This is a genomic window from Nonomuraea thailandensis, assembly GCF_024172165.1.
GTDB classification, from domain to species: domain Bacteria; phylum Actinomycetota; class Actinomycetes; order Streptosporangiales; family Streptosporangiaceae; genus Nonomuraea; species Nonomuraea thailandensis.
Map to the genome: position 1 here is coordinate 4,958,457 of NZ_JAMZEB010000002.1, position 24,726 is coordinate 4,983,182.

Consider the following 24,726-nt stretch of genomic DNA (forward strand, 5'->3'; position numbering starts at 1 on the left):
CCCCAGAACACCTGAACAACGCCCGGCTCTCACACAAGTGCCGCTTTACGGCCACCACCGTCCGTGAGGCGGAATGGCGCGCCTGGCCTTGTCTCGTTTCCCGGCCGCACGGGACGGTCACGCAAGAGGGTTCAGGCGTAACCAACCTCATGAGACGGCACATCTTGCTAGTGGAACTTCGTGCTTCGATCGACGATGGCAACCTCCCGCACATATCGCTCGGTCATATGCATGTCCGTCACACCCAGGTCCGGGTTGCGCAGGTCCGCGCCGCTCAGGTCCGCGCCGCGCAGGTCCGCGCCATACAGGCTCGTGCCGTTCAGGACCGCGCCGTGCAGGTTTGCGCCGCGCAGGTCCGCGCCGTTCAGGTACGCGTCGCTCAGGTCCGCTCCGATCAGGCGCGCATCGCGCAGCTTCGCTCCGACCAGGGCCGCGTCGCGCAGGCCCGCTTCGGCCATGTCCGCGCCGCTCAGGTCCGCGCCGCGCAGGTCCGCGCCGCTCAGGTTCGCGCGGAACAGGTTCGCGCGAGGGAAGCGCACGTGGGAGAAGTCCGCTTGAGAGGTGATGCTTGCATCGTGGTTGGCCAGAGCGGGCGCGATGGTTAAGGCGGCGAATACATCGGCTTCAGGCCGAATGCTCGGAATGGTTCTGAGCTTTTCGTGGGCGATGGTGCACTGCGTGGGCAAAGTCGTCTTGCCGGCGGCCGGGGTGCAGGCGTCGCGGCCGCGAACGAACGCGGCCAGCACATTGCGGATGGTGTCGCGGTCGCGGGGGGAGTCGGTGGCCAGGCGCTGCAGGGCGTAGATGCCGGCCAGGCGCACGTCCCGCTTGTCGGAGCCGAGCTGCTCGGCGGCCTTGGTGTACCTGTCGGTGATCTGCCCCTGCTCGGAGACCGCCAGAGTACGGGAGGTGTACACCAGGCCGGCGCCGGTGAACACCAGGCCGCCGACCACCACCAGGCCCGTGGCCGCCTGGAGCAGTATGTGCCGGGCATTGCTGACCATCTCGATCCGCTCGGCCACGGTCAGTGCCTTGCGCTCCTCCACGCTCAGCGGCGCCCCTTCTCCGGCCAGGCGCCGCGCGGCCGGGCCCATCAGGGCGGCGAGCATCCCGCCGACCGCCACCGCCACTGCGGTCCCGCCCAGTGCCCAACGTGCCCAGTCCGGCACCGGCACCGCCACGGCCGCCCACGCGCAGGCTGCGATCACCATCGCAGCCAGGATCACGCCTGCTGATCGCCGCACTCGCCCGGAAAGCCGCGGAGATGGGGGAGAGGCCGGCTCCGCATCGGCAGCAGGCTCGAGGGCGGCAGACTGGGCCGCGGCGCGGGCGGCCCGGCGGGCCCGGGCGGCGACGGCTGATGCGATGACCGCACGCGGCGGCACACGGGGGGATCGGATTGCCATAGATCAATTCCACCGCACAGCGGCCCCGGCTGCTGTGCGGTGGAAGGCTGCTGAAAGATTTGGAACGGGATCCGGCGGAAGGCAGCTACGCCGGCTTGTGAGAAGAGCCGTTCCCGCTGGTTAACGATCAGTAGAGCGGCGATCTTTGCATCGCGGGTGCCGTCCCGAAACCTCCTCCCTGACCCTGTCAATAAACGGTGTTATTGGGGTTATTGACAAGGTGATGTTGTTGAAGGAGTTTTTGAAGGCATTTCGGGCCCCCTGAGGGCCGGTTGGGCGAGTCTTCAAAAAACGATCGTTAAATGAAGGCCATCACCCACCACCCGACTCCATCCCCTCCGCCTCCCCCGTCCAGTACGCGAGGTTGGCCCGGGTGGTCAGGGTTTCGGGGTGTTCGGCGCCCAGGACGTGTTCGCGGGTGGGGAGCAGGGCGGCGTACTGGTCGCGGGCGGCGGCCGCGTCCCCCGCCTCCCCCGTCCAGGAGGCGAGGTTGTGCCGGGTGGTCAGGGTGGAGGGGTGTTCGGCGCCCATGACGCGCTCGACGGTGGGGAGCAGGGCGGCGTACTGGTCGCGGGCGGCGGCCGCGTCCCCCGCCTCCCCCGTCCAGTGGGCGAGGTTGTGCTGGGTGGTCAGGGTGTCGGGGTGTTCGGCGCCTAGGACGTGTTCGCGGGTGGGGAGCAGGGCGGCGTACTGGTCGCGGGCGGCGGCCGCGTCCCCCGCCTGCCCCGTCCAGTGGGCGAGGTTGCCCCGGGTGATCAGGGTTTCGGGGTGTTCGGTGCCTTGGACGTGTTCGCGGGTGGGGAGCAGGGCGGCGTACTGGTCGCGGGCGGCGGCCGCGTCCCCCGCCTCCCCCGTCCAGCGGGCGAGGTTGCCCCGGGCGGTCAGAGTCTCGGGATGCTCGGCGCCCAGGACGCGTTCGCGGGTGGGAAGCAGGGCGGCGTACTGGTCGCGGGCGGCGGCCGCGTCCCCCGCCTGCCCCGTCCAGTGGGCGAGGTTGCCCCGGGTGATCAGGGTTTCGGGGTGTTCGGCGCCCAGGACGTGTTCGCGGGTGGGGAGCAGGGCGGCGTACTGGTCGCGGGCGGCGGCCGCGTCCCCCGCCTGCCCCGTCCAGTGGGCGAGGTTGGCCCGGGTGATCAGGGTTTCGGGGTGTTCGGCGCCTAGGACGTGTTCGCGGGTGGGGAGCAGGGCGGCGTACTGGTCGCGGGCGGCGGCCGCGTCCCCCGCCTGCCCCGTCCAGCGGGCGAGGTTGCCCCGGGTGGCCAGAGTGTCGGGGTGTTCGGCGCCTAGGACGTGTTCGCGGGTGGGGAGCAGGGCGGCGTACTGGTCGCGGGCGGCGGCCGCGTCCCCCGCCTGCCCCGTCCAGTGGGCGAGGTTGCCCCGGGTGATCAGGGTTTCGGGGTGTTCGGTGCCCAGGACGTGTTCGCGGGTGGGGAGCAGGGCGGCGTACTGGTCGCGGGCGGCGGCCGCGTCCCCCGCCTCCCCCGTCCAGCGGGCGAGGTTGCCCCGGGCGGTCAGAGTCTCGGGATGCTCGGCGCCCAGGACGCGTTCGCAGAGGGGGAGCAGGGCGGCGTACTGGTCGCGGGCGGCGGTCGCATCCCCCGCCTCCCCCGTCCAGGAGGCGAGGCTGTTACGGGTGATCAGAGTCTCGGGATGCTCGGCGCCCAGGACGCGCCCGCGGATGGGAAGCAGGGCGGCGAGTTGGTCGCGGGCGGCGGCCGCGTCCCCCACCTGCCCCGTCCAACGGGCGAGTTGATTCCGAGTAGTCAAAGTGTGCGGGTGCTCGATGCCCTGGATGCGTTCGCGGAGGGGGAGCAGGGCGGCGAGTTGGTCGCGGGCGGCTTCCGCGTCCCCCGCCAGGCCCGTCCAAACGGCGAGGTTGTGCCGGGTGGTCAGGGTGTCGGGGTGTTCGGCGCCCAGCGTTGCCGCTGCGTAGGAGTAGAGGTCCTGCTGGAGCTGGACCGCGGTGCTGTAGTCACCGCTGGCGCCGAGGTAGGCAGCCAGCCGGCGTAGGCCAGGGGTGCCTGGTGGCAGCACGCTGCGGGCGTGCGGGAGAAGTGCTCGATAGGCAGGCCAGGCCTCGATCGTGTCGGGGTCGTCGGGGAGGGCGGCCAGGATCAGGTCCGCAGCGACCTGGCGGCTGTGGTCGCGCTGGTCGGGGGTGAGTTGGTGCAGGGTGACGGCCTGGATGAGGCGGTGCACGCTGACCAGGTCCTCCGGCTCGCCGGGCTGGAGGCCAGTAGGACTGGGCGTCAGGATGATCAAGCTGTAGGACTGCAGCAGTGCCAGTGCCTCGCCGACCTGGAGCGGGTCGGCCTCCGGCAGGGCGTCCAGGACGGAGCAGGGCAGGTTGTCGGGGGCGTAGCAGGCCAGCAGGTTGAGCACGCGGATGGCCAGCGGGTTGATCTCGTGGATGCGGGCGTGGCTGAGGGTGAGCACCTTGGCCACCACGCGTTCGGCGTCGCCGCCGGCGGGTGTGGCGGTGGCGTACATGCGGGCCGGGACGTCCTTGAGCAGCTCGAGGTACCGGGTCAGGGTCATGCGGGGGGTGCGGGCGATGTAGGCGCCGGCCTGGGTCAGCGCCAGCGGCAGATCCCCCAGCTGCTCGGCCAGGTCCTGCAGCGCGCCGGTGTTGGCGGCGTCCGGCGGGCCGATCAGGCCGGCCAGCAGCGCGGTCGCGGCCGGGCGGGACAGTAGCTCCAGCCGGACGGGGGTAATGTCGAGGTGCTGCCAGCCGATGTCGCGGCGGGTGGTGATCAGCACGTGGCCGTGGGTCAGGCGGGCCAGGTACGGCTCGACGTCGGCGACTTCCTCGACGTTGTCGAAGACGACCAGCCAGCCGGGGTGGGCGGCCAGCCAGCTCACCGCCCAGGCGGCGGCCTCTTCTACGGTGGCCTGCTCGGCGGCGACGGAGTCGATGCCGCACGTCAGTGCCTGGGCCAGGGCGGCCAGCCCGATGCGGATGCGGTCGGGGCTGTCGGCGTCGATCCACCACACCAGCCGGTAGTCGGCGCGATGGCGGTGGGCGTACTGCAGCGCCAGCTCGCTCTTGCCGACGCCGCCCAGCCCGAGCACGGCCTGACTGATCACACCCGTTCCGGGCTTGTCGTCCAGGGCTCGGCGAAGGTCACCTAGTGCTGTGTCGCGGCCGACGAAGGCTGCGGCCGGACGGCGCGGCAGACCGTTCAACCCTGGCGGAACCGGCACGCGCTCGGCGTGGGGAAGGGGCCGGCGCGGCACGGAGGAGTCGTGGTGGATGGACAGGTCGCCGGCTGCTTGATACATGGGGCTCTGCCCTGAGCTCTTGGCCTGTAGCTGTACGTTCCTCGCCTGGTCACCGCTGGAGGAGATGCCGGTGTTGTCGCCCGCGCTCGACATGCATCCAGAATGCTCCCCAACCGCATGCATCCGGACTGATAGTGACGAACGCGTGACCTGCCTGCGGCTACACCCCCGTCACATCCCTCGCCGCTCCCACCCGCCGACTGCATCGTTTAGCCCCCGGTCACCGGACGTATTCGCGGACTACCTATCTGAGACGGCGTCGCCGCAGGTCGAGATCTCGCCTGGGGGCGGATCGTGGTTGTCCGGTGAGCGTTCCCCTAACGGACACTCGCGGGAGATTGGTGAACAGTCTTCATCTAACGATCGGTAAATGAAGCACCATCACCCACCACCCGGCTCCCTCCCTCCGCCTCCCCCGTCCAGCGGGCGAGGTTGGCCCGGGTGGTCGGGTGTCGGGGTGCTCGATGCCCCGGACGCGCTCAACGATGGGGAGCAGGACGGTGAGGGGGAGCAGGGCGGCGACCGCGTCCCTCGCCTGCCCCGTCCAGACGGCGAGGTTGTGCCGGGCGGTCAGAGTCTTGGGGTGCTCGGCGCCCAGCATGGCCACTGCGTGGGTGCAGAGGTCCTGCTGGAGCAGTCACGCCGGGACGATCTTGAGCGATTCCACCACGGTGTGGACGTCGGGCCACAGATGCCGGTGGGTGTCGGGAATGGTGATCCACAGAACGGCCGGGCGCGGGCGGCCGGTGTCCACGGCGATCGCGACGGACAGCTCCTGAGCGGCCTCGCGTCCGTCCGGGCTCGGCGGCATCCGCATCATCCTGGCCAGCAGCCAGCCGCGGTGTACGGGCTGGGAGGCGATGTCCTGGCCTGTCGTACCGGCCGGGAACGCGCCGGCCTGCTTGTGGTCGAGCATCGCGCGGGCGGCGTCGTACATGCTGTCGCCGACGTCGAGCTCGGACCACAGGTGCTGGGAGTCCAGGTCGGCCCACCACTCGCGGTCGCCGTCCGGTCCGTACGTCTCGGTGAGCAGCGTCTGGCGCAGGTTGTAGCGGCCGTCCTTGACGGGGCCGTCGCCGATGGGACGGCTGCGCCGCCATGGCGCGCCCAGCTCTGCGAACGACAGGCCCGTCCTGGGGTCGGTCACTCTGCCGATCGTTTTGGAGCCTTTGCCCGGCCGGCGGGCGAGCGTGACGACGGTCCCCTCCTCGATCCTCGTGACCCGGAGATCGCTCGAGGCACTGGGCGTCGCCGTCGGGGTGGTGGCGGTCGGGGTGGTGGTGGGGGCGGGCGTGGGTGTCGCCGGGAAGGGCGGTGTGGGCGTCTGTACGGGCGTAGCCGCCGTGACGGGCGTGCCGGAGCCCGTGGCCAGGTTCAGGCCGACGACCAGCTCGGTGATGAGCGCGGCGGCGCCGAGCAGGCGGATCCAGGTGGGGAACGGTGCGAGGAGGCCGCGCATGCGGTCGGACGCTTGCAGGCGACCGGACGCGCCCGCGCGGTCGGATCCACCCGCGCGGCCACGCGTGCGGCCCGATGTGCGCGTGCTGGGCGTGCCCTTATGGGTGGCGCGCTTCTTGGAGCCGCGTGTCGGGCCGGAGGAGGACGCGCCCGGGTGGTCGGAGGTCGCGGGCATGGGTCAGCCCTTCCGGGAGAGCAGGTCGGAACCGGCGAGGCGGGCTTGTTCGACGCTGTCGCGCAGGGATTCGTGCAGGTCGCGCACGCGTTCGGACAGCAGGCCGACCTCCTCGGCGGCCAGCGGATCACGGGCCGTCCTGGACAGCAGCTCGCGGTAGGCGTCGCCGTCCTCGGCCAGGTCCTGGAGGGTCCGCCACTCCGCGTAGACGGCCTGCGCCTCCTCGGTGCGCCGGGCGTACTCCTCCAGGGCGGAGATCCGCCTGGCCAGGGCGCGGGTGGCGACCGTCAGCGCCTCTTCCTGGGAAGCGAGCACGGTGGAGATGCGCTCGGTGACGCGGCCGGAGCGGGCGGCGTCCTGTTCGCGGCGCAGGCGGGTCAGCTCGGTCAGTGTCTCGGCGATCTCCCAGGCCTGGCGGGGCAGGGTGACGCGGTTGGCGACGCTGTCGAGCAGGCCGTCCCGGTCGAGCGGGGAGCCGAGCACGGTGGCGGTCGCGTCCACGGTGCGTTCCAGCAGCGCGGCGTCCAGCGGCTCCAGCATGCGGGTGTGCACGTACCGGCCGCTGTGGCGGCGGCCGTACCCGGCCACGGGCGACTCGCCGGCCAGAGCCAGCAGCGCCATGGCCGCGATGCCCTGCACGGCCAGGCCGGACAGGAAAAACGCCGGGAAGCCGTACCCGATCCAGACGCCGAGCAGCGCCGCCTGCAGCAGCACGGCGGCGGCAACGAGCACGGGGCGGCGGCCATGTCGGGCCAGCGCCAGGACAAGGGGCAGGAAACCGTACAACGCCGACAGCGTCAGGGCTGCCAGGACGTCGCCGGCCGTCCGGCCGCCCCACGCGGGCCGGTGCGGCGGGGGTGGCAGGAGCTCGGGGTGGGCGGACATCGCCCGGCGGTGCGCCTCGGGCAGGTCCGGGTCGAGGACAAGGACGTTCATGGTGCCGGCCGCCGTGCTGCCCGACGGTGCCCGGGCCTGGGGGTGAAGGGTGTGCTTGTCATGCCGTTCCTGATCTACGCGTCGCCGGTCCGCACGGGATGCGGCGATCCTCTCTGCGCGATCATCGCTGGGCCCGCTTGCACTGCGCTTGCAGAGGATGTACGGCGTTCAGGGGTGGTCGCGCAGGTTGGTGACAAGCGGTCATCGTGGCCACCGGAGTGACAGCCGACGACCGCCGCCACGTGCTCGGCTTCTCCGTCGGCGGCAGCGAGGACGGCACGTTCTGACGCGTTCCTGCGCTCGCTCAGGGCCTGCGCCTTGACCGGGTGCAGCGGGGAGGGCCTCCCATCAGCGCTCGACGTCGCAAACGGGTGTAATCGCGGGAAGTGCCTCGTGGACCGCCGTCGACCGGCGAACGGCGTTGCCGACCAGGATGTCGAAGCAGGCGTACAACCCCGGCGTGGCCTGCACCGCGGTGTCGACCGTGGTCGGTGCGCGGCCGAGCAGGAGGAAGAGACTGGTGCAGACGTCACGACATCGTTGTTGAGCGGCTGAGCGTCTCCCACGTGACCATGTCGGCCAGCAGAGCCTCGTGGTGGGCACGCAGTGCATCGACCGCGTCGCCGCCGAGTACGAGGCGGAGCGGCGGGTTCTCCGCGTCGAGCACCTGGATGACGGCCGCGGCGCCCTTCACGGGGTCACCTGGTTCGTGGCCCGCGATTGCCTCGACCATCCGCCGGAGACCTCCAGAGCTCGCCTGGTAGGCCGGGTTCTCGGGGGCCAGGACCATGTTGTTGGTGATCCTGGTGCGGAACATGCCAGGTTCCACCAGCAGCACCCGGACGCCCATGGGTGCCAGTTCGCTCGACAGCGCCTCGCTGAAGGCCTCGAGCGCGTGCTTCGCGGCGTCGTAACCGGCCAGCCCCGGATAGGTCATCCGGCCGCCCAGGGAGCTCATCTGCACGATCGTCCCGCTGCCCTGCTCGCGCATCAGGGGGACGATCGCCTTGGTGACCTCCGCGGCACCGAAGAAATTGACCTCCATCAGCGAGCGCAGCTGCTCCATCGAGGTTTCCTCCACGGCCCCGATCATGGTGAACCCGGCGTTGTTCACCAGGACGTCGATGCCACCGAACACAGTCAGCGTCGCGGTCACCGCGGCCTGAACGGAGGTCGGATCCGTGACGTCCAGCGCCGCCGTGCTGACCCGGCCGCCGCCGATCTCCGCAAGGTCGGCGAGTGTCTCCGGACGTCGTGCGGTGGCCATGACCCGGTCACCGGCGGCCAGCGCGGCGAGCGCGATCTCCCGGCCGAATCCGGTCGAGCAGCCCGTGATCAACCAGACGCGGCCCTGCGTTTCGTTCGTCATCCCCATCGCCCTTCAACGTGGTGTCTTTCGAGGTCAATGGTGGTCTGGACGCACCAAAGCCGTCCAACACCCTTTACTTGTCGCGGTTGTAGGATTTTCCTGTGACCCCTGACCTCCGGCAGCTGAGGTACTTCGTCGCGGTCGCCGAGGAAAGCAGTTACACACGCGCTGCCGAACGACTCCTGATCAGCCAGCAGTCCCTGTCCCAGCAGATCGCCCTGCTGGAACGCATGCTGGGTGCGAAGCTGTTCGACCGCGACACCCGGGGCACCAGCCTGACCGCTGTCGGTGTGCTGTTCCTCCCCGAGGCCCGTGCGGTGCTCGATCGAGCCGACGAAGCTCTCGACGTCGTGGCACGAGCCATCCGTGGCGAGGCCGGCCGTCTCCGCCTGGCCTTCCTCGCCACCACCACGAACTACCTGCTGCCTCCGGTGGTCCGGGCCGTCCGGCAGCGACTGCCGGGAATCAGGCTGACGACGGAGGAGACAACGATCTCGCCCCTGGTCGACGGCGTACTCAAGGGCCGCTACGACGTCGCGTTCACCCGGCCTCCGCTGGTGGCCGGTCTGGAGACCAGGACCTTGATCAGCGAGCCCGTGTGCGCCGTCCTGCCCGAAGAGCATCCGCTCGCCGCGCGAACCGAACTGGCGCTGGATGAGCTGGCCGGCGAACGGTGGGTGCTGACCCCGCGTAGCTCATGGGAACCCTGGCACCAGGCGTTCGACCACTCCTTCCGTACGGCGGGGTTCACCCCTGACGTGGTCCAGCGGGACGCGAGCGTGCAAGGGCTTCTCGGCCTGGTGGCGGCCGGTGTCGGGGTGACCCGGCTCGCCAGGTCCGCGAGCAGTCTCCGACGCACCGGTGTGGTGTTCGTACCGTTGACCGGAGAGTTTGTTCCCACCGAGATGGCCTGGTTGTCCGGCAACACCTCACCCGCGTTGCGCCGTCTGCTGAACGTGGTCACCGAACTGGCCGCCTCCACCGACCTCGCCAAGTTCGGCTGACCCTCACACCGCACCCCCAGCGCCAGGGATCACCACGTCCCGGCCCGTCCAGACGTAGCCGAGATCACCCATGGCTTGGCACTGCCGCGTCTGAGCGTCTTTGACGCTTTCGGCAGCGCAGTGATCTACTCCCTGCCGTGACGACTCTGACAAAGCTTCAGCCCGCCCCTGTCATCGACGAGACGGCCCGGCTGCTGACCGAGCACTACGTTTTCCCTGAGACAGCCAAGCAGCTCGCCGACCTGATACAACAACGCCTCGCCGAGGGCGCCTATGACGTTGGCAGTGCCGAGGAGCTCGCCCGTCTGGTCACCGCGGACCTGCAGTCCGTCAATGACGACAAACACCTGAGACTGAGGTACCACGCCGACCCGGTGTCCCCCGAGCAGGGTGCGGCAACCTTGGAGTCCATCCGCCTGGACTTCGACACCTCGCTGGGCGGTGCGCCCCGGGTGGAGTTGCTCGGCGGAGGAGTGGCCGTGGTGGAGTTGGCGCCGATGCTGTTTCCGCTGGATTGGGCCGCCGAACCGCTGAGCGCGGCGCTCACCTTGGCCTCCCGCGCCCGGGCGCTGATCGTGGATCTTCGCGACAACCGGGGCGGCGACCCGGACACCGTCGCCTTCGTCTGCAGTTACCTCCTGGACGAGCGCACCCACCTCAACACCATGTACTGGCGCAGCGGCGAGCGCAGCGAGCAGTCCTGGAGCCTGCCGCACGTTCCCGGCGCGCGTTTCGGCGGCAGCAGACCGTTGTACGTGTTGTCCAGTGACAGGACTTTCTCCGCCGCTGAGGAGCTGGCCTACGACCTGCAGCAGCTCGGCCGCGCCGTTGTCGTCGGCGAGCGCACCCGCGGCGGCGCGCACCCGTGCAAGGGCTGGACCGTGCACCCTCACCTGGAAGCCACCGTCCCCACCGGCCGCGCCATCAACCCCGTCTCCGGCACGAACTGGGAGGGCACCGGTGTGCAGCCGGACGTCCCTTGCGCTGCCGCGGAATCCCTCGACCGGGCGCACGCGCTGGCCCTGGCCCGCGTGGCAGGCTGACGCAGTCGAGCTCATCGGCAGTATGGTGCCTGACGTCGGCGATCAGGAGCTGGTCAGGCAGGACCTGCGGCTGCTGCTCGACGTCGTCCTCCTGGACGTCCGTATGAGGAGGTCGGCAGGCGGCTGCGGCGGGGGGCCTGCCCGCGCAGCCGGCGAGCACGAGCCGTTCCCCGACGGCGCCGGCCAGCGGCCCGGTCAGTGCGGAGAAGACAGGCGTTGGCACGCTGCCGGCGACTGAGGCGGTGGCGATGACTCTGCTGAGCCGGTCCTGCGGGATCTCGCGTTGTTGCAGGCTGGTGTAGGAGACGAGTTTCAGTGTCCCTGTTGCTTCGGCCAGCGCGCCGGCGCACACCAGCGTTCCCAGGCGAGGGGGTGCCGGCAGCAGCGCGGTGATCGCGCCGATGATCAGGCCGACGTCGAAGGCGGAGCCGAGGATGCCCCAGCGGAGCGCGCCGTCCTCGAGGTGGCGCAGTGCGAACAGCAGGACGGAGCCTCGGCCTTGCCCGCGGCTTCGACGGCCGCGCCGGACAGGCGGATGGCCCCGCGTCGCCGGCCGAGGGCGCAGGCCTGCTGGGCAAGGGGTGGCCAGCGCCCAGGCGCCGGTCAGGCCGCCCTCGGCTTGCTTGGCCGCCGGTACGGAGAACGGCATGGTCCCTTGGTACGCCCTGACCAGCATTGATGGCGGTTCGCACGCGAAGAACGCGTTCACCGAGACTTTTGTTCTCGGTACACCGGTCTCGTAATTCCCGTTCACCGCGGCTCGCTTGCCTGGGGGAAGGCAATTCGCAAGGTTTTCCCGAAAGGTCGTGCCCCATGCCCCCGCGTCCCCGCGTCCTCCGTGGTGCTCGCGCTGCCGGAGCGGTGGCCCTGGCCGCCGCCTCAGCCCTGATCCTGACCGCCTGCTCCGGCGGCGCCGCCGCCTCCGGAGCAGGCGAGGACGATGTGATCCGGTTCGCCACCCTGCCGCTGAGTGACGACCCGACCGCCGCCACCACCCCTGTCAAGGGCATCGCCCGCCTCCTGGAACAGCAGACGGGCATGAAGGTGGAGATCACGGACGTGCCCGACTACACCGCGGTCATCGAGTCGGTGCGTAACGGGCACACCGATATCGGCATCATGAGCGGTTTTCCCTCGGCCCTGGCGGTGAACACGGGCCAGGTGGACTCGCTGGTGGCCTGGCCGGGGGCCAAGGACGAGCCGGTCTCGATGTGCTTCACGCTCAAGGACAGCCCCATCAAGACCCTGAAGGACATCAAGCCCGAGACGGTGATCGCGTTCGCGGACCCGGCGTCGTCGTCCGGCTACTTCATGCCGACCCATCTGCTGCACCAGGCCGGCCTAGAGCCGAAGACGGGTTACAAGCCGATGTTCTCCGGCAGCCACGAGATGAGCTTCGTCGCGATCGAGAAGGGCCAGGTGGACGTCGCCTGCACCTCGACCTCGATGCCGGGGACCGAGATGTTCCCGTTCAAGGAGGGCGAGTACCAGGTCCTCGGCGAGTCGACGTCGATGCCGGTCGCCCTGTCCGTGCTCGGCAACCAGTCGATGGGCCAGGAGAAGCGGGCGGCGCTGCTCAAGGCGATCCCGCAGGTGTTCGCCCCGGCGAACGCCAAGGAGCTGGGGCCGTACGCTCAGGCGTTCCCGGAGGGCGTGCAGCCGATCATCGAGCCCAGGAAGGACATCTTCCAGCCGTTCGTCGACATCGCAGCGGTGGCCGACGTCGACATCTCGGACCTGAAGTGAGCACGATGACGGCGAACGCCGAACCGACGACGGCCGCCCGCCCGCCGCTGGTCACCGTGCAAGGCCTGAAGGTCGCCTACGACGGCGGCCCCCTGGTCCTGGACGGCGTGCACCTGGAGCTGCACCCCGGCGAGACCGTGGCGCTGCTGGGCTCCTCCGGGTCCGGCAAGTCCACGCTCATGCGGTCGCTGACCGGATTCGCGCCCGTCACCTCCGGGTCCGTGCACGTCGCCGGGTACGACGTGGCGAACCTGCGGCGCGGCGAGCTGAGACGCCTGCGCGCGGACGTCGGGCAGGTGTTCCAGCAGTTCAATCTGGTGGGACGCCTTTCCGTCCTGACGAACGTCCTGACGGGCGCCCTGCACGACGCCGGGCCGGTCAACCTGGCCGGCGGGTTCTCCGCCGCGCACCGCCGCCGGGCAATGGAACTGCTGGACCGGGTCGGGATCGCGTACAAGGCCAAGGAGCAGGCCCGCTCGCTGAGCGGCGGCCAGCAGCAGCGCGTGGCCATCGCCCGGGCCCTCATGCAGAACCCGAAGGTGATGCTGGCCGACGAACCCGTCGCCTCCCTCGACCCGAAGCTGTCGCACACCGTCCTGGACCTGCTGCAGCGCATCGCCCGTGAGGACGGCATCCCCGTCCTGGTCAGCCTGCACGTGCTGCCCCTGGCGCTGCGGCACTCCGACCGGATCGTCGGCCTGCGGCACGGCGAGGTGCTCGTGTCCGCGCCCACCGCGCAGCTTTCCACCGAACAGCTCGCCCCGCTGTACGACGGCGACGACGAGGAGGGCGAGGACTGATGGCCATCCACAGCCCCAAGGCCCCGGCCAAGCCCCGTGACAAGCCGGCCCTCGACCCTCAGGAACGCGTCCGCCTCGAGCAGGCCTTCCGGGTGCCGCGGGCTCGCAACGCGCTGAGTGCGCTCCTGGCCGTCATGCTGGTCGTCTGGTCGATGGCGGGCGCGGAGTTCAACTTCGCCAAGCTGGGCGAGGGCGCCGTCAACATGGGCGAGTTCCTCGCGCGTCTGTTCCCGCCCAGCTGGGAGAAGCTGCCGACCATTCTGGAACTGCTCGTCGAGACGCTGCAGATGGCGATCGTCGGCACGGTCCTGGGCGCCCTGCTGTCCCTGATCTGCGCGTTCGGCGCGGCCTCGAACATCGCCCCGCGGTGGCTGTACTATCCGGCGCGCTGGATCATGAACATCATCCGCTCCCTGCCGGACCTGGTGTTCGCCCTCATGTTCGTCTCGGCGGTGGGCCTGGGCCCGTTCGCCGGCATCCTGGCCATGACGCTCGGCGCGGTCGGCTCGATGGGCAAGATCTTCGCCGAGGCGATGGAGTCGGTGGACCGCGGGCCGATCATGGCGATGCAGGCGGTGGGAGCCTCGAAACGCCAGGTGGTCCAGTACGGCGTGCTGCCGCAGGCCGCGCCGCTGCTGACCAGCTACACGCTGCTCATGTTCGAGTCGAACGTCCGCGGCGCCACCATCCTGGGCATGGTCGGTGCGGGCGGCATCGGCCTGGAGCTGACGACCGCGATGCGCATGTACGACTATGAACATCTGAGCGCGATGGTCGTCTGCATCATCGTCCTGGTCACGATCATCGACCAGGTGTCGGCGGTCGTCCGCCGCAAGATCTCCTGACTCCCCCTCCGGAAGAGAGAAATCCCATGTCCATCCCCTCCTTCACGCTGTCCCCGCTGGCGAACCTGCGCGACCTCGGCGGCATCCCCGTCGCGGGCGGCACCGTCCGTACCGGCCTGGTGCTGCGCTCCGACGACGTGTGCATCATCGATGTGACCTCCGCCCGAACGCTGGTCGAGGACGGGCTGAGCCTGCTCATCGACCTGCGCAGCCCCGAGGAGCTCGCCCGCACCGGCCGCGGCGCGCTCCAGGCCCACACCGGCGTGCGCCATCTGCACCTGCCGCTCATGGCGGAGATCACCGGCGGCACCTCCGAGCTCATGCAGCGCATGATCGACGCCTCCGACCCGGCCGCCGAGTTCGGCCGCTGGTACGCCCGCGTGATGCGCACCTGCGGTCACCTGATCGTCCAGGGCCTGTCCGAGATCGCGCAGGCCGACGGCGCCGCGCTGTTCCACTGCGCCGCGGGCAAGGACCGCACCGGCAAGTTCGCCGCCTCGCTGCTGGCCGTGCTGGGTGCGGGCGAGGAGGCGATCGTCGCCGACTACGTGCGCACCGACGACGTGCACGACGCCCTCATGGCCCGCCTGGCCGGCCTCATGCAGCCCTTCCTCGGCGACCTGGAAGCGTACCGAGCCACGATGCCGCCGGAGCTCAACGGCGCCAAGGCCGAGACCATGCACACCATGCTCGCCGAGCTCGGCGGAACGGCCGGGCTGGTCGAGCTGCTGCGCGAGGCGGGCCTGACGCCGCAGACCCAGGCCCGTCTGCGCGAGCGGCTGATCGAGCCGGGCAGCCCTTCGGCGGCGGTGTGAGCCAGGTCGAGGCGACACTCCGCCCGGCCACGGCCGGGCGCAGGCCCGGCCGTCCCCGCCGCCCCGACATCGAGGAACGCGTGCTCAAGGCGGTCCGAGAGCTCCTCGACAGCGGCGAGCCCGTCACGGTCAGGGCCGTCGTGGCCCGGTCCGGAGCCAGCCGCGCGGCCGTCTACCGCAGGTGGGAATCGCTCACTCATCTGCTCGCCGCGGCTCTGGACCACGGACGCGGCCCGGTCTGGATCGATCCGGAGGTGCCCACCCGCGAGGCCGTGCTGGGCGGCTACTTCGACGCGCTGCAAGCGCCCGATCGCCACCTCGAGGACCGGGTACGGCTGCGCCTACGCCTCGGCCTGGCCGACCGCGAGTTGCAGCACGTCATCTGGCAGTCGCATGTGGCCCGGCGCCGCGCGCCGCTGGCCGAGGCTTTGCGCCGCGGCATCGAACGCGGCGAGATACGGGCCGACGTCGACGTCGAGGCCACCATCGACGCCATGAACGGCCTGTTCTACTACCAGGCCGTCGTGCGGGGCGCCCCTCTGAACGACCCTGCCACGCGGGTGCGCTGCGCGGCGGCCCTCGACCTGATCTGGCGGGGCATCGCGGCCTGACCGCCCCTGCGTCGCCCGCGGTCGCCCCATCGCATCACAACGGCCCGCGTCTTCTTTCAGATCTTCAGGATGTCGCCGCACTTGGAGCACCCGAGACCCGGAGGGACGCGAGAACCGCGGACCTTCCTAACAGAGACAGGGCATCGACTGGCAGCAGGAACGCCTCATGCTCGGTACGCGGCGTCAGTGGCCGGCAACGTCGGCCCTTCCTGCTTGATCGGCACCGACTTCCAGGCTCCCATCGCCGCGAAGCCGTCCCTGCTCGGGATCATCAACTGTCAGGGACGCTCGGCAGAGCTCCGGAGAAGTGCAGATGCTCGATCTCCTCGGGCCGCGGGGAGTCGGGCGCCAGAAGCAGGCCGCCTGGGTGGCGCGTTCGCCGACGAGGTCGTGGCCGGGCCAGCCGTGTTCGTCGATGACGCGTTTGAGGAACTCGGTGTCGTCGCGCGTGGATAGGCGGCGGAGAGGGGCGCTTCGGGGGCGAACTTCTCGCGTGGCACCTTGGCGAAGGCGGCGGCGATCTCGGATGAGCGGATCGCGCCGCGCTCGCGCAGCTCGGCGACCATCGCGTCGCGGAGACGATCAGGGGACTCGGCTGATGACGGACTGTCAGACGGCACTTGCTCTATGTTAGCGAGCTCGGGTGTTCGGCCTCGCGTGTCATCGCCTTCTCGGCTGATGAACATGCTGGGTCATCGCAGTCAGTCCTGATCCAGCACAGGGCGACGAATCTGCCCTTCTGCTCGCGGGTCAGCTTGGCCGTATGGCCGGCACTGATCTCGACGAAGGCGCGCACCTGACTGCAGACAGCGGCGGCGGCGCCTGGCGTTCCCACTCGGGTGTCTTCTCCCACGGGTGATGTAGGGGGCAGTGGATCCTGCCCCATCCTCCGGCGCTCGCCGGCCTCCTCGGCACGCGCGTGCGCAAGAACAGTCCCGCGGCCAGGCGGGGCCGCGTTCGACCGCACCCCAACTGTTGGAAGTGTTATAGTTAAAAGCAAACAGTTGGAGGTGGGTCATGTCCCGTTCCACCGACTCCGCCGCGCCGGGGCGCCTGCGCCGCCTGACGCTGACGGCCGTCCCTCCCCTGCTCGTCCTGCTCGTGCCGATGGTCCTGGTCAGCCTGTACGGAAGCCGTCTGCCGGACCGCGCCTTCGTCGAGAACTGGGCCACGAACCTCAAGTACGCGCCCACCTGGGACGGCTGGCTGACGGGGCGGCGCTGGTCCATGGTGATGTTCGAGGCCGTGCTGCTCCTGTCGTTCCTGAGCTGCTGGCGCGTGCCCCAGGCGCAGCGCGGCGTCGTGGCCGTGAGCTTCGCCACCTTCGCCTCCCTCACGACCTCCACCGTCCTGGAGCTGACGGCCCTGCTCGACGCCCCCGGACCGGTGGCCCGCCCGGCCTGGCACCTCGCCGCGGAGGTCGCAGTGACCGTCGTCGCGGGTGCCCTGGGCTATCGGGCGGCCGGGCCGGTCCCGGCGCCGCCCGAGGTCACGGCCGCGCCGCCGCCGCACGAGCCCGCCATGGCGCTCGGGCCGCACCAGCGGGTCCTGTTCGTGACGTCGGCGTGGTCGGTCCGCCGCCTGGTGTTCGCCGTGGTGCTGGGCGCGCTCGCCGCTCTGAGCGTGGGCAACGGCTCGGGGGCCTGGCAGGGCACGGCGCTGCTGGCCCTGTGGGCGCTGTTCGAGACGGCGCAGGCACGTACGAGCCTGCAGATCGACGGCTCCGGCATCACCGTGCGCGCCACGTGGCTGCCCGTCCTGCGGCGCACGGCGCCCTTCTCCCTGGTCCGTTTCGCCGAGGCCAGGGACCAGGCCCCCGAAGGGCGATACAAGCTGGACGACAGCCCGGCCGGCTGGGGTGTCGTCAGCGGCAAGGGGCCGGTTCTCGCGCTGTCCCTGAGCGACGACCGATGGCTCGTCTACTCCACGCGCGAGGCGCGGACCGCGGCCGCGCTCGTCAACGGCTGGCTGAGCAGGCAGCGCCAGGCAGGGACGGCGTAGTGCTGATCAGCATCGATCCGGCGTCGTCCCAGCCGCTGGCCGATCAGGTGGCGGCCTCGGTCCGCGCGGCGCTGGCCTCCGGCGCGGCCGCGCCCGGCGATCGGCTGCCCTCCGCCCGCACCGTGGCCGCCACCCTCGGCATCAATCTGCACACCGTCCTGCGCGGCTACCAGCAGCTGCGCGACGAGGGGCTGGTCCAGCTCCGCCGAGGCCGGACGGCCGTCATCACCGACGCGGCCGACCAGTTCCGGCTGCGGCTGGCCGAAGCGGCAGAGGAGTTCGCCAGGGCCGCGCTGCATGCCGGGGCCTCGGAGGAGGAGGCACTCGAAGCCGCCCGCCAGGCGCTGCTCGCCCACAGGAAGTAGCTCTGAGGTCCACTGCACCTCGAGGGCGACCGACCGTGTGGGTGCCAAGAACCCGGCCACTCCATGCGACCTGCGCGTATTCGTGGATCAGCCCGCAGCGGCGGTCATGTCGGATGACCTTGATATCGGCCTCGCCCGGGTCGGGAAGGGCCCGCAGCGGAGCGGCCTGGCCCAGGGAGCGAGGTGGGCGATGTTCGTTGAAATGGGTCCCGTAGGCGGCCAGCACGCGTCGTGAATGGCGGGCGTTGATGACAAGGATCCGATCGAGGAGTTCTCGGCGCAGGCCGCCGATCCAGCGTTCGGCGAACGCGTTGGCCCGCGGAGGCCGAGGTGGACTCTTGAGAATGCGGATGCCTGCGGCCGTGAAGACGTCGTCGAACATCGTGGTGAACTTGGTATCCGGATCTTCGCCCGACCGCCCGGACAGCTCAGTCACACCCAGCGCATGGAAATCCTGCGAAAGCCTACGATCAGGTCGATAAGACGCGGAAGGTGACAGCACGCTGGCTCGTCGTCACTGCCCAAGTCTGACAAGGGATTCTGTGCCAGCGGCATCTGTCATGGGACCGTCGCGCTCCTCAGAAGCGTGCCCCTCAACACCCCACTGTGCCTGTGACCGGTGGAAACGCGGCCCCTTCGCTACGCACCCGTCCGCTCGGACGGTTGTCTCGCGTACCGGCGGATGCGTGGCCGATCCTCTGTGACCTGCAGTGACCGGGCGACGATGGCCCCATCCCGGTGGCAGGAGCGCACCGTCACGGCCGCCGGAGCTTCCAGCAGATCAGCGGAAATCCCCGCCGGCTCTCGCCAGGCCCGACAGCCACAGGCCGGACTCGCTCTGACAGCAGACGGACGAAAGATCAGGCGCGCCTCTTGAATCCGGCACTCAACCGGCCGCTGATGCTCCATGCTGAGCGTGTCCCAGCACTGTTCTTGCGCATTCGCGAGGAGCGTTCTTGACCCGGTACGCCGTCGATCACCGCCGCAACATCCTCATCGCCTCCTGGAGCACCGGGTCGGGAGATACCGCGGTGGACGTAGCCGATCTGCCCGCCGGGATCTCCAGCCACGACGCCCTGCACCTGGCCAGGACGCTGACCCAGCTCTCTGACGCCTGCTGGCGGTGCTACACCCATCCTGCCAGCGCCGCCGACAGCCACGAGCCCGGCTCCGAAGGCGAGCGCCGGCAGGAAGAACGCGACGCCTTCACCAGCGTCCTCACCGCCTTGACCAGCCCCAACCTGCCCGCCGACGGCTACATGATCCAGTCCTCCATCCGCGTCGAAGAAGCCGCCCACCAGGTCGGCCGAGCCCTGCACGCCCTCAACGCCGCCGAGCTGACCACCCGCGTCACCATCGACGTCGGCGCCGAACTGGCCGCCATCGAACAGGCCGAGCTGGGCAACCTGACCGAACGCTCCCGCCAGGCCGTCACCCTCACCCGCGAAGACGCCAGCCCGATCCAGGTCGCCCAAGCCAGCAACCTGCTGCACGACAACCCCTTCGGCCCCGAAGCACTCTTCACCGACATCGACCCCGCCGCGGCCGCCATCGCCGCCGCCCACTGGCTCGACGCGGCAGCCACCATCACCGCCGACTCGACCGGGCTCCCCGCCACCCAGATCGTGGTCGAAGCCGACAACATCGAGGCACTCCCCCACGAGACCCCCACCCTCGTCCTGGAGCTGATGGCCGACGGCGCCACGCCTCGCCAGGCCGTAATGCCCCTGATCCGCGACGCCCTGCGGGTCGCGGAAGGCGAGATCCCCGACATCACGGCACTCCAGCAGCGCATCACCACCGCCGAGCAACTGCTCGACAAGCGGCGCGAGGACCAGCCTGAGCTCAGCCTGGACGCGCTCGGCCTGCGGATCACACCGCTGGATCCCGCCCGCCCGGCCCTCGACCTTCTGGAGGACCTGCTCAGCGGCATCCGCGGCTGCTGGCTGCTCTACGCCGAAGACGCCACCGAACTCGACGAGACCGAAGAGCTCGACGAGGAGGAGTGGCAGAAGCGCCGCACCGCGTCGTTCTTCGCCGAAGCCCGGGAAGCGGCAGCCGCCGAACGCGAGCGCCTGCTGTAGCGCCACGCACGCCGCCGCTGCGGGGCAGCCAGGTGATCGTGCCGGGCTGCCGGGCCAGGACCGAAGTCACGGGGCCGTAGCCGAGCTCGCCGCCGGCGTCCCGCGTGTCGTTCAGGGTCTGCCTGGACACCGTGGCGGTGGCCGTACCCATCAAGAACCTCCCGGGCTGGCGTCAGCCGCCTGCTGCTGGCACTTCTCCTCGGCGGCCTTCAAGTCCGGGTCCTCGGCGGCCTCCCTGGTGATGCGCATCATGCCGCCTTCGGGGACGGGGTAGGCATCGACGCCGTTGTCGCGCATGCACTGGGCGAACTTCCGCGCCTTCTCCTGCGAGTCCGCGCCCGGCTGAGCGCTTGCCACGGCCTTGTCGCCGGTACCGCCGGACACCGAGGCCACGTCCGCCCCTCCCTCGTCACCGGAACCGCAGCCGGTCAGGAGCAGGGCGAGCGCGAACGGCGCCGTGACCAGCGCGCTGAAGACCCGTCGTCGCATGAGACATCTCCTCCGTCGAATGAGCGCCCGTTCGAGCAGGGATCAATATGGCGACGCCGGCCTATGGAAGAGGTATGGTCCGCCGATCGGCCCTTGATAGGTGCCGGCAGGTAGATGTGGTCACCCTCGAAATTCCGTGGCGAGAGGATCACATCGATGAGGCGTGGAAGAGCGCTGGTCATGGCCGGGCTGGCATGCGCGGTGCTGTCGCTCGGCGTTCCCGCACCCGCGGCCGCCGAGCAGGCCGAGCTGGGAGACGTCCAGCAGGTGATCACGACCCTGGCCAAGACCGACGGCGTGGTGGGGGCCATCGGCGAGGTGTTCGTCGACGGCAAGCGGGTGGGCCGGGGAACGGCCGGTTCGCGCCTGCTCGTGCGGCAGGGGCGGGCGCATCCCCTCGGATTCGCGTTACCGGATCGCGTCGCAGACCAAGCTCATGGAGGCCACGATGGTCCTGCAACTGGCCGGCGAAGGCAAGCTGAAGGTGGATGACAAGCTCAGCAGCCTGCTGCCGGAGATGGCCGAGCACGACTACGTGGATCGAGCCGATGAGATCACCGTGCAGCAGTTGCTCCGGCACACCTCCGGCATCCCCGACTTCGACGAGAGCGGGAAGTTCGACGTCTTCGACTTCACCACCGTCTACGAGCGGATCGACCTGGTCAAGGCCGCACGGACCGTCCCCCGGCGGGGGGACCCGGGGCAGTACCGTTACTCCACCACCAACTACGTCCTCCTCGAAATGATCATCGAGAGGGTGACCGGCCGCGACCTGGCCGGGGAGTTCCAGCGGCGCCTGCTCGCCCCGCTCGGCATGAAGGACACCTATCTGGCCACCAAGCCCTCCAAGCACATCATCAAGGGTCCGCACGGCCACGGCTACCACCCCGACGCCAAGGGCCGGCCTCGCGACGTCGACCGGCTCAACGTCACCCCCAGCGCGGTGATCTCCACGGCGCACGACGTCAGCGCCTTCTACCGCGCGCTCAGCCAGGGCAGGCTGGTGCCCGCGGAGCTGGAACGGCAGCTTCCGCGGCCCTTCCCCAACCTGTGCGGCGGCACGGTCTCCTCCGCCTCCGGCGGTCTGCCCGGGATCAGCTCCACCACCTTCTCCACGGCCGACGGCCGCATCCAGTTCGCCATGGCCGCCACCTTGAAGATCGACAACGAGAAGGCGACGGCCGTCGGCGACGCGACCGCCAAGGCCGCCGAAGCCGTGCTCTGCCCCGGCTCATGACCACAGCCTTCCGGCGGCCACGCCTGCCGCTGGGGGCCCGGTGAACCTCCTCATCCGTCCCGACCAGGAAAGAACCTGCGCCTGCTCACCGTGTCCACGTTTGCTTTTGCACCGCATCTCGGGCGCGACCACCTGAATGAATGGAACATTCGTCGGACGCAGTGCTCGACTGCAGATTTCTTGCAGCAGATCTGCATCGCCTTCCTGCGATGCTGGGCGAGCACAAATTATCTGCGTGAGCCGAAAGAAGGACGCCCGATGTCGATCAAGTGCGCTGTCACCGTATTGGTCGTCGGCTCTCGCCGCGGCAGGGATCGGCCTGACCTCCACCGGCCTGTTGATCCGCCTTGCACGATCATCGCACGTGAGCAGACCAAGAGGCTCCAGGATTACACCCGACTGGGCGGTGAGATCCGCGAGGCGTACTACTGTTGACGCCTTCAACTGCCATCAGCCTTCCTGGCGTTCGTTGATCACGCCGGGTGACTCTTGGGGCAGCCTGCCCTGATGCCACTCGGCCTGAGTCGATCATCGTTTGACCTGCGAGGTCCTGTCGTCTCGGAGACCACTACGGTTTGAGACCGTGACAGGGGGACGACGAGCTGGCGCCGGTGATGCGACTGTCCGGACGCTGCAACTTGGGCGAACTCGCCGGGGCGTTGGACAGGTCCGCTCTCGCCGCCGTGACTGGCGCAGTCCGGACCTACTCAGCACGCCCGCCTGACCACGACCAGAACTGTCCCGCCGGGGAACAGCCGGGCCTGCGTCGTACGGGTGGGTGAGAACGCAAGTACGCGAGGGGGCGACGTCGACCTGTATTCGCCCGACCTGCAGAGCGGCGAGTTCCCGGTGTAGGACGTGACCGGCAGGCACAGCAAGGCGCCCGCCCTTCCAGGGCGGTCGCATCCTGCGATGGAGCTGATGTCCACCGGCCGGCCGACGCCCGGGCAGACCGCCGCCACACTGCGATGGGCCTCGACAGCGTGCGCATCTCCTTCGGCCAGGGACAGCACGGCGGCTGGGCATTCGGCATGGCGGTGCGCGCATGCTGCGGCGGCACGCGCCGATCGGGCAGTTCGGCTCGGACGGCGGGAGCGGCCGCTCCGTCTACGCCGACCTCATCCTCCAGGTCACTGGAATCCAACTCCCCCAGGCCGGACCGTCCGTCCCGAGCTCCGCGCACGTCCCACGCCTTCCGAAGCTTCTTTTACCAGGCCATCGACGCCTGACCTCCACTCGACTCGTACAAGGAGTAACACCGTGTCCGTCGCCCTCTCCGACCAGGACAAGATCACCCTGTGGATCGGCGCCTGGGGCGCCGTCTCGCTGATCAGCGCCGCCAGCGCCGGCGGCTCCGCGCACAAGGCCGGCACCGACGGCTCCCTCGCCCTCGCCACCGCGACCGGCCTGGTCGGGCACGTGCTGGGCAGCAAGCCGAAGGGCGCGCAGCTGGGCGGCAAGTCCGTCGCCGCGCTCGCCGACCAGGCGCTTCCCGCGCTCACCACCGCCATGGACCTGCTCAGCAAGCACGACCCGGCGGAGGCGAGCAACTACCGCTCCACCGTCCTGGTCGCCGTCGAGGCCGCCATGCGCGGCCAGCGGTCCGGCCCGGCAGCGGCAGAGATGGCCCGCAAGATTGCCGCGGCCCTCGATGCCGCAGAGCAGGACCGCCCCGGGCTGCGGAAGATCATGCAGAAGATGGTCGAGTCCGGCTTCGTCGGCGTGGAACTGCGCGTGCACGATGGGCGCGGCGAGTGGCTCGGCAGGGCAGGTGCACGCGAGCTGGGCGGGACGGAGCAGCCGCCGGTGAACGGGCACGTGCGGATCGGGAGCAACACCAAGACCTTCACCGCGGTCCTGGTGCTGCAACTGGTGGCCGAGGGCAAGGCCGGGCTGGACGTGCCGGTGGACGACTACCTGCCCGAGTTCGGCCTCGACCGCCGGATCACCGTGCGCATGCTGCTGCAGCACACGAGCGGCATCTTCAACTTCACCGGTGAGTACTACCCCGACGGCACGTCCGCGCCGGGGATCGCCGCCACCAACTCGGGCAAGGAGTGGGTGGACAACCGCTTCAAGACCTACCTGCCGGAGGAACTGGTACGGCTGGCGCTGTCCAAGCCGGCGCGGTTCGAGCCCGGATCGGATTGGAGCTACGCCAACACCAACTACGTGGTCGCCAGGCTGCTCATCGAGAAGGTCACCGGCAACTCCTACGCCGAGGAGATGCGGCGGCGGATCCTGGAGCCGCTCGGGCTGACCGGCACCAGGGCGCTGAGCACCGAGATCGACGTCCCCGAGCCGCACGCCCACGCCTACTACCGCTATGAGGAGGGCGGCCAGGAGACGATCGTCGACGTCACCCGCCAGAACCCTTCGTGGATTTCCAGCGGCGGTGACATGATCTCGACGAGCCGGGACCTTCACACGTTCGTCTCCGCGCTGGCGAGCGGCAGGCTTCTGCCCGCCGAGCTGCTGGCCGAGATGTGCGTGACGTACCCGGGGATCGGTTACGGGCTGGGGGTGATGGTGCAGGAGGCTCCTGGCGGGGGCACGGTCATCACCCACAACGGCGGGATGGCGGGCCATGCGGCACTGATGTACAGCTCGCAGGACGGCGGCACGACCCTGACGGCGGCGCTCAACTACGTGGACGACGCGACGATGTCGCTGGGGCCGGTCTTCCAGGAGGTCACGCAGGAGCTCGTCACGGAGGTCTTCGGCGGAGACGCCGGGCAATGAGGCGACCTGCCCGCGGCCGAAGTCGACGCCGGCCGAGGCGACCGCCACCCGAAGCCCGCAGAGCAGCTGCGGCGCGGGCTTCGGTATGGTCTCCGGAGGCATCAAGGCCGTCAAGACTAGGAGCGGGCGCCGCTACGGCACCGTCTACCTGCTCTACAGCCGCAGGGCCCGCCAGCACTGCGTCGTCACGATCACGTCGAGCTGCGTCGGCACGGCGACGCAGGTCACCGCCACGCTCCAGGCGCAGCCCAGAGCGATCAAGGACGAAGTTCTACGGCATCATCCAACCGAACGGCCTCGCAAGGGCCGAGGGCGGAC

General features: G+C 70.1%; 22 protein-coding genes and 2 pseudogenes. 16 read left to right on the forward strand and 8 right to left on the reverse strand.

What is annotated here, in order from left to right:
* Window positions 1-167 precede the first annotated feature (167 nt).
* The 4 genes from HD597_RS26395 to HD597_RS26410 all read right to left on the reverse strand — a co-directional run bounded on the left by HD597_RS26395 (window position 168) and on the right by HD597_RS26410 (window position 7,257).
* The gene (locus HD597_RS26395; RefSeq protein WP_253745402.1) at window positions 168-1,211 is read right to left on the reverse strand and encodes a pentapeptide repeat-containing protein; all 1,044 of its coding nucleotides are present in this window, start codon (window positions 1,209-1,211) and stop codon (window positions 168-170) included.
* 507 nt (window positions 1,212-1,718) lie between these two features.
* The gene (locus HD597_RS26400) at window positions 1,719-4,781 is read right to left on the reverse strand and encodes a tetratricopeptide repeat protein (protein ID WP_253745403.1); all 3,063 of its coding nucleotides are present in this window, start codon (window positions 4,779-4,781) and stop codon (window positions 1,719-1,721) included.
* A gap of 544 nt (window positions 4,782-5,325) precedes the next feature.
* Window positions 5,326-6,147, reverse strand: coding sequence for a hypothetical protein (locus tag HD597_RS26405; RefSeq protein ID WP_253745404.1), 822 nt, complete (start codon window positions 6,145-6,147; stop codon window positions 5,326-5,328).
* Between the two features lie 177 nt (window positions 6,148-6,324).
* Window positions 6,325-7,257 carry a hypothetical protein gene (locus HD597_RS26410; protein WP_253745405.1) on the reverse strand — a complete coding sequence of 311 codons (933 nt, stop codon included), beginning with the start codon at window positions 7,255-7,257 and terminating at the stop codon, window positions 6,325-6,327.
* 194 nt (window positions 7,258-7,451) lie between these two features.
* On the opposite strand from HD597_RS26410, the pseudogene HD597_RS26415 reads away from it, so the two are divergent.
* A pseudogene (locus tag HD597_RS26415) lies at window positions 7,452-7,617 on the forward strand (transposase); the annotation flags it as partial.
* Between the two features lie 169 nt (window positions 7,618-7,786).
* On the opposite strand, the gene HD597_RS26420 reads toward HD597_RS26415, so the two are convergent.
* Window positions 7,787-8,626: an SDR family NAD(P)-dependent oxidoreductase gene (locus HD597_RS26420; protein WP_253745406.1), complete on the reverse strand. Its 840-nt coding sequence runs from the start codon at window positions 8,624-8,626 to the stop codon at window positions 7,787-7,789.
* A 101-nt stretch (window positions 8,627-8,727) separates the two neighbouring features.
* Here HD597_RS26420 and HD597_RS26425 point away from each other — a divergent pair, with 101 nt between their 5' ends.
* The 8 genes from HD597_RS26425 (at window position 8,728) to HD597_RS65975 (ending at window position 15,490) form a co-directional block, all read left to right on the forward strand.
* Window positions 8,728-9,630, forward strand: coding sequence for a LysR family transcriptional regulator (locus HD597_RS26425; RefSeq protein ID WP_253745407.1), 903 nt, complete (start codon window positions 8,728-8,730; stop codon window positions 9,628-9,630).
* Window positions 9,631-9,767: 137 nt separating this feature from the next.
* Window positions 9,768-10,673 carry a S41 family peptidase gene (locus HD597_RS26430; protein ID WP_253745408.1) on the forward strand — a complete coding sequence of 302 codons (906 nt, stop codon included), beginning with the start codon at window positions 9,768-9,770 and terminating at the stop codon, window positions 10,671-10,673.
* A 22-nt stretch (window positions 10,674-10,695) separates the two neighbouring features.
* Entirely contained in the window at window positions 10,696-10,911 is a 216-nt protein-coding gene (locus HD597_RS26435) for a hypothetical protein (RefSeq protein ID WP_253745409.1), read from the forward strand.
* A gap of 575 nt (window positions 10,912-11,486) precedes the next feature.
* Window positions 11,487-12,419, forward strand: a complete 933-nt coding sequence (gene phnD, locus HD597_RS26440) for a phosphate/phosphite/phosphonate ABC transporter substrate-binding protein (protein WP_253745410.1) — start codon at window positions 11,487-11,489, stop codon at window positions 12,417-12,419.
* Between the two features lie 5 nt (window positions 12,420-12,424).
* The gene (phnC, locus tag HD597_RS26445; protein ID WP_253745411.1) at window positions 12,425-13,219 is read left to right on the forward strand and encodes a phosphonate ABC transporter ATP-binding protein; all 795 of its coding nucleotides are present in this window, start codon (window positions 12,425-12,427) and stop codon (window positions 13,217-13,219) included.
* Window positions 13,219-14,064 carry a phosphonate ABC transporter, permease protein PhnE gene (gene phnE / locus HD597_RS26450; RefSeq protein WP_253745412.1) on the forward strand — a complete coding sequence of 282 codons (846 nt, stop codon included), beginning with the start codon at window positions 13,219-13,221 and terminating at the stop codon, window positions 14,062-14,064. The genes phnC and phnE overlap by 1 nt, the downstream gene beginning before the upstream one ends.
* A 26-nt stretch (window positions 14,065-14,090) precedes the next feature.
* The gene (locus HD597_RS26455) at window positions 14,091-14,879 is read left to right on the forward strand and encodes a tyrosine-protein phosphatase (protein WP_253745413.1); all 789 of its coding nucleotides are present in this window, start codon (window positions 14,091-14,093) and stop codon (window positions 14,877-14,879) included.
* Window positions 14,876-15,490 carry a TetR/AcrR family transcriptional regulator C-terminal ligand-binding domain-containing protein gene (locus HD597_RS65975; RefSeq protein ID WP_253745414.1) on the forward strand — a complete coding sequence of 205 codons (615 nt, stop codon included), beginning with the start codon at window positions 14,876-14,878 and terminating at the stop codon, window positions 15,488-15,490. Before HD597_RS26455 ends, HD597_RS65975 begins: the two co-directional genes overlap by 4 nt.
* A 278-nt stretch (window positions 15,491-15,768) precedes the next feature.
* Here HD597_RS65975 and HD597_RS66915 read toward each other — a convergent pair whose 3' ends face one another.
* Window positions 15,769-16,176, reverse strand: a complete 408-nt coding sequence (locus HD597_RS66915; protein WP_372513400.1) for a hypothetical protein — start codon at window positions 16,174-16,176, stop codon at window positions 15,769-15,771.
* Between the two features lie 331 nt (window positions 16,177-16,507).
* On the opposite strand from HD597_RS66915, the gene HD597_RS26465 reads away from it, so the two are divergent.
* Both HD597_RS26465 and HD597_RS26470 read left to right on the forward strand, forming a co-directional pair.
* Entirely contained in the window at window positions 16,508-17,491 is a 984-nt protein-coding gene (locus HD597_RS26465) for a hypothetical protein (protein WP_253745415.1), read from the forward strand.
* Window positions 17,491-17,856: a GntR family transcriptional regulator gene (locus HD597_RS26470; RefSeq protein ID WP_253745416.1), complete on the forward strand. Its 366-nt coding sequence runs from the start codon at window positions 17,491-17,493 to the stop codon at window positions 17,854-17,856. The genes HD597_RS26465 and HD597_RS26470 overlap by 1 nt, the downstream gene beginning before the upstream one ends.
* Before the next feature lie 169 nt (window positions 17,857-18,025).
* Here the strand turns inward: HD597_RS26470 and HD597_RS66920 are convergent.
* Window positions 18,026-18,238: pseudogene (locus tag HD597_RS66920) on the reverse strand (integrase core domain-containing protein); the annotation flags it as partial.
* 574 nt (window positions 18,239-18,812) lie between these two features.
* Here HD597_RS66920 and HD597_RS26475 point away from each other — a divergent pair.
* Window positions 18,813-19,940: a hypothetical protein gene (locus HD597_RS26475; protein ID WP_253745417.1), complete on the forward strand. Its 1,128-nt coding sequence runs from the start codon at window positions 18,813-18,815 to the stop codon at window positions 19,938-19,940.
* A 150-nt stretch (window positions 19,941-20,090) separates the two neighbouring features.
* Here HD597_RS26475 and HD597_RS26480 read toward each other — a convergent pair whose 3' ends face one another.
* Window positions 20,091-20,429, reverse strand: coding sequence for a hypothetical protein (locus tag HD597_RS26480; RefSeq protein WP_253745418.1), 339 nt, complete (start codon window positions 20,427-20,429; stop codon window positions 20,091-20,093).
* Window positions 20,430-20,585: 156 nt separating this feature from the next.
* Between HD597_RS26480 and HD597_RS26485 the strand changes: the two genes are divergently transcribed.
* The 4 genes from HD597_RS26485 (at window position 20,586) to HD597_RS26500 (ending at window position 24,408) form a co-directional block, all read left to right on the forward strand.
* A complete protein-coding gene (locus HD597_RS26485) occupies window positions 20,586-20,921 on the forward strand; it encodes a hypothetical protein (RefSeq protein ID WP_253745419.1) in 336 nt (111 codons plus the stop codon).
* Window positions 20,866-21,666 carry a serine hydrolase domain-containing protein gene (locus HD597_RS26490; protein WP_253745420.1) on the forward strand — a complete coding sequence of 267 codons (801 nt, stop codon included), beginning with the start codon at window positions 20,866-20,868 and terminating at the stop codon, window positions 21,664-21,666. Before HD597_RS26485 ends, HD597_RS26490 begins: the two co-directional genes overlap by 56 nt.
* A gap of 90 nt (window positions 21,667-21,756) precedes the next feature.
* A complete protein-coding gene (locus HD597_RS26495; RefSeq protein WP_253745421.1) occupies window positions 21,757-22,101 on the forward strand; it encodes a hypothetical protein in 345 nt (114 codons plus the stop codon).
* 825 nt (window positions 22,102-22,926) lie between these two features.
* Window positions 22,927-24,408, forward strand: coding sequence for a serine hydrolase domain-containing protein (locus HD597_RS26500; RefSeq protein WP_253745422.1), 1,482 nt, complete (start codon window positions 22,927-22,929; stop codon window positions 24,406-24,408).
* Window positions 24,409-24,726: the final 318 nt, after the last annotated feature.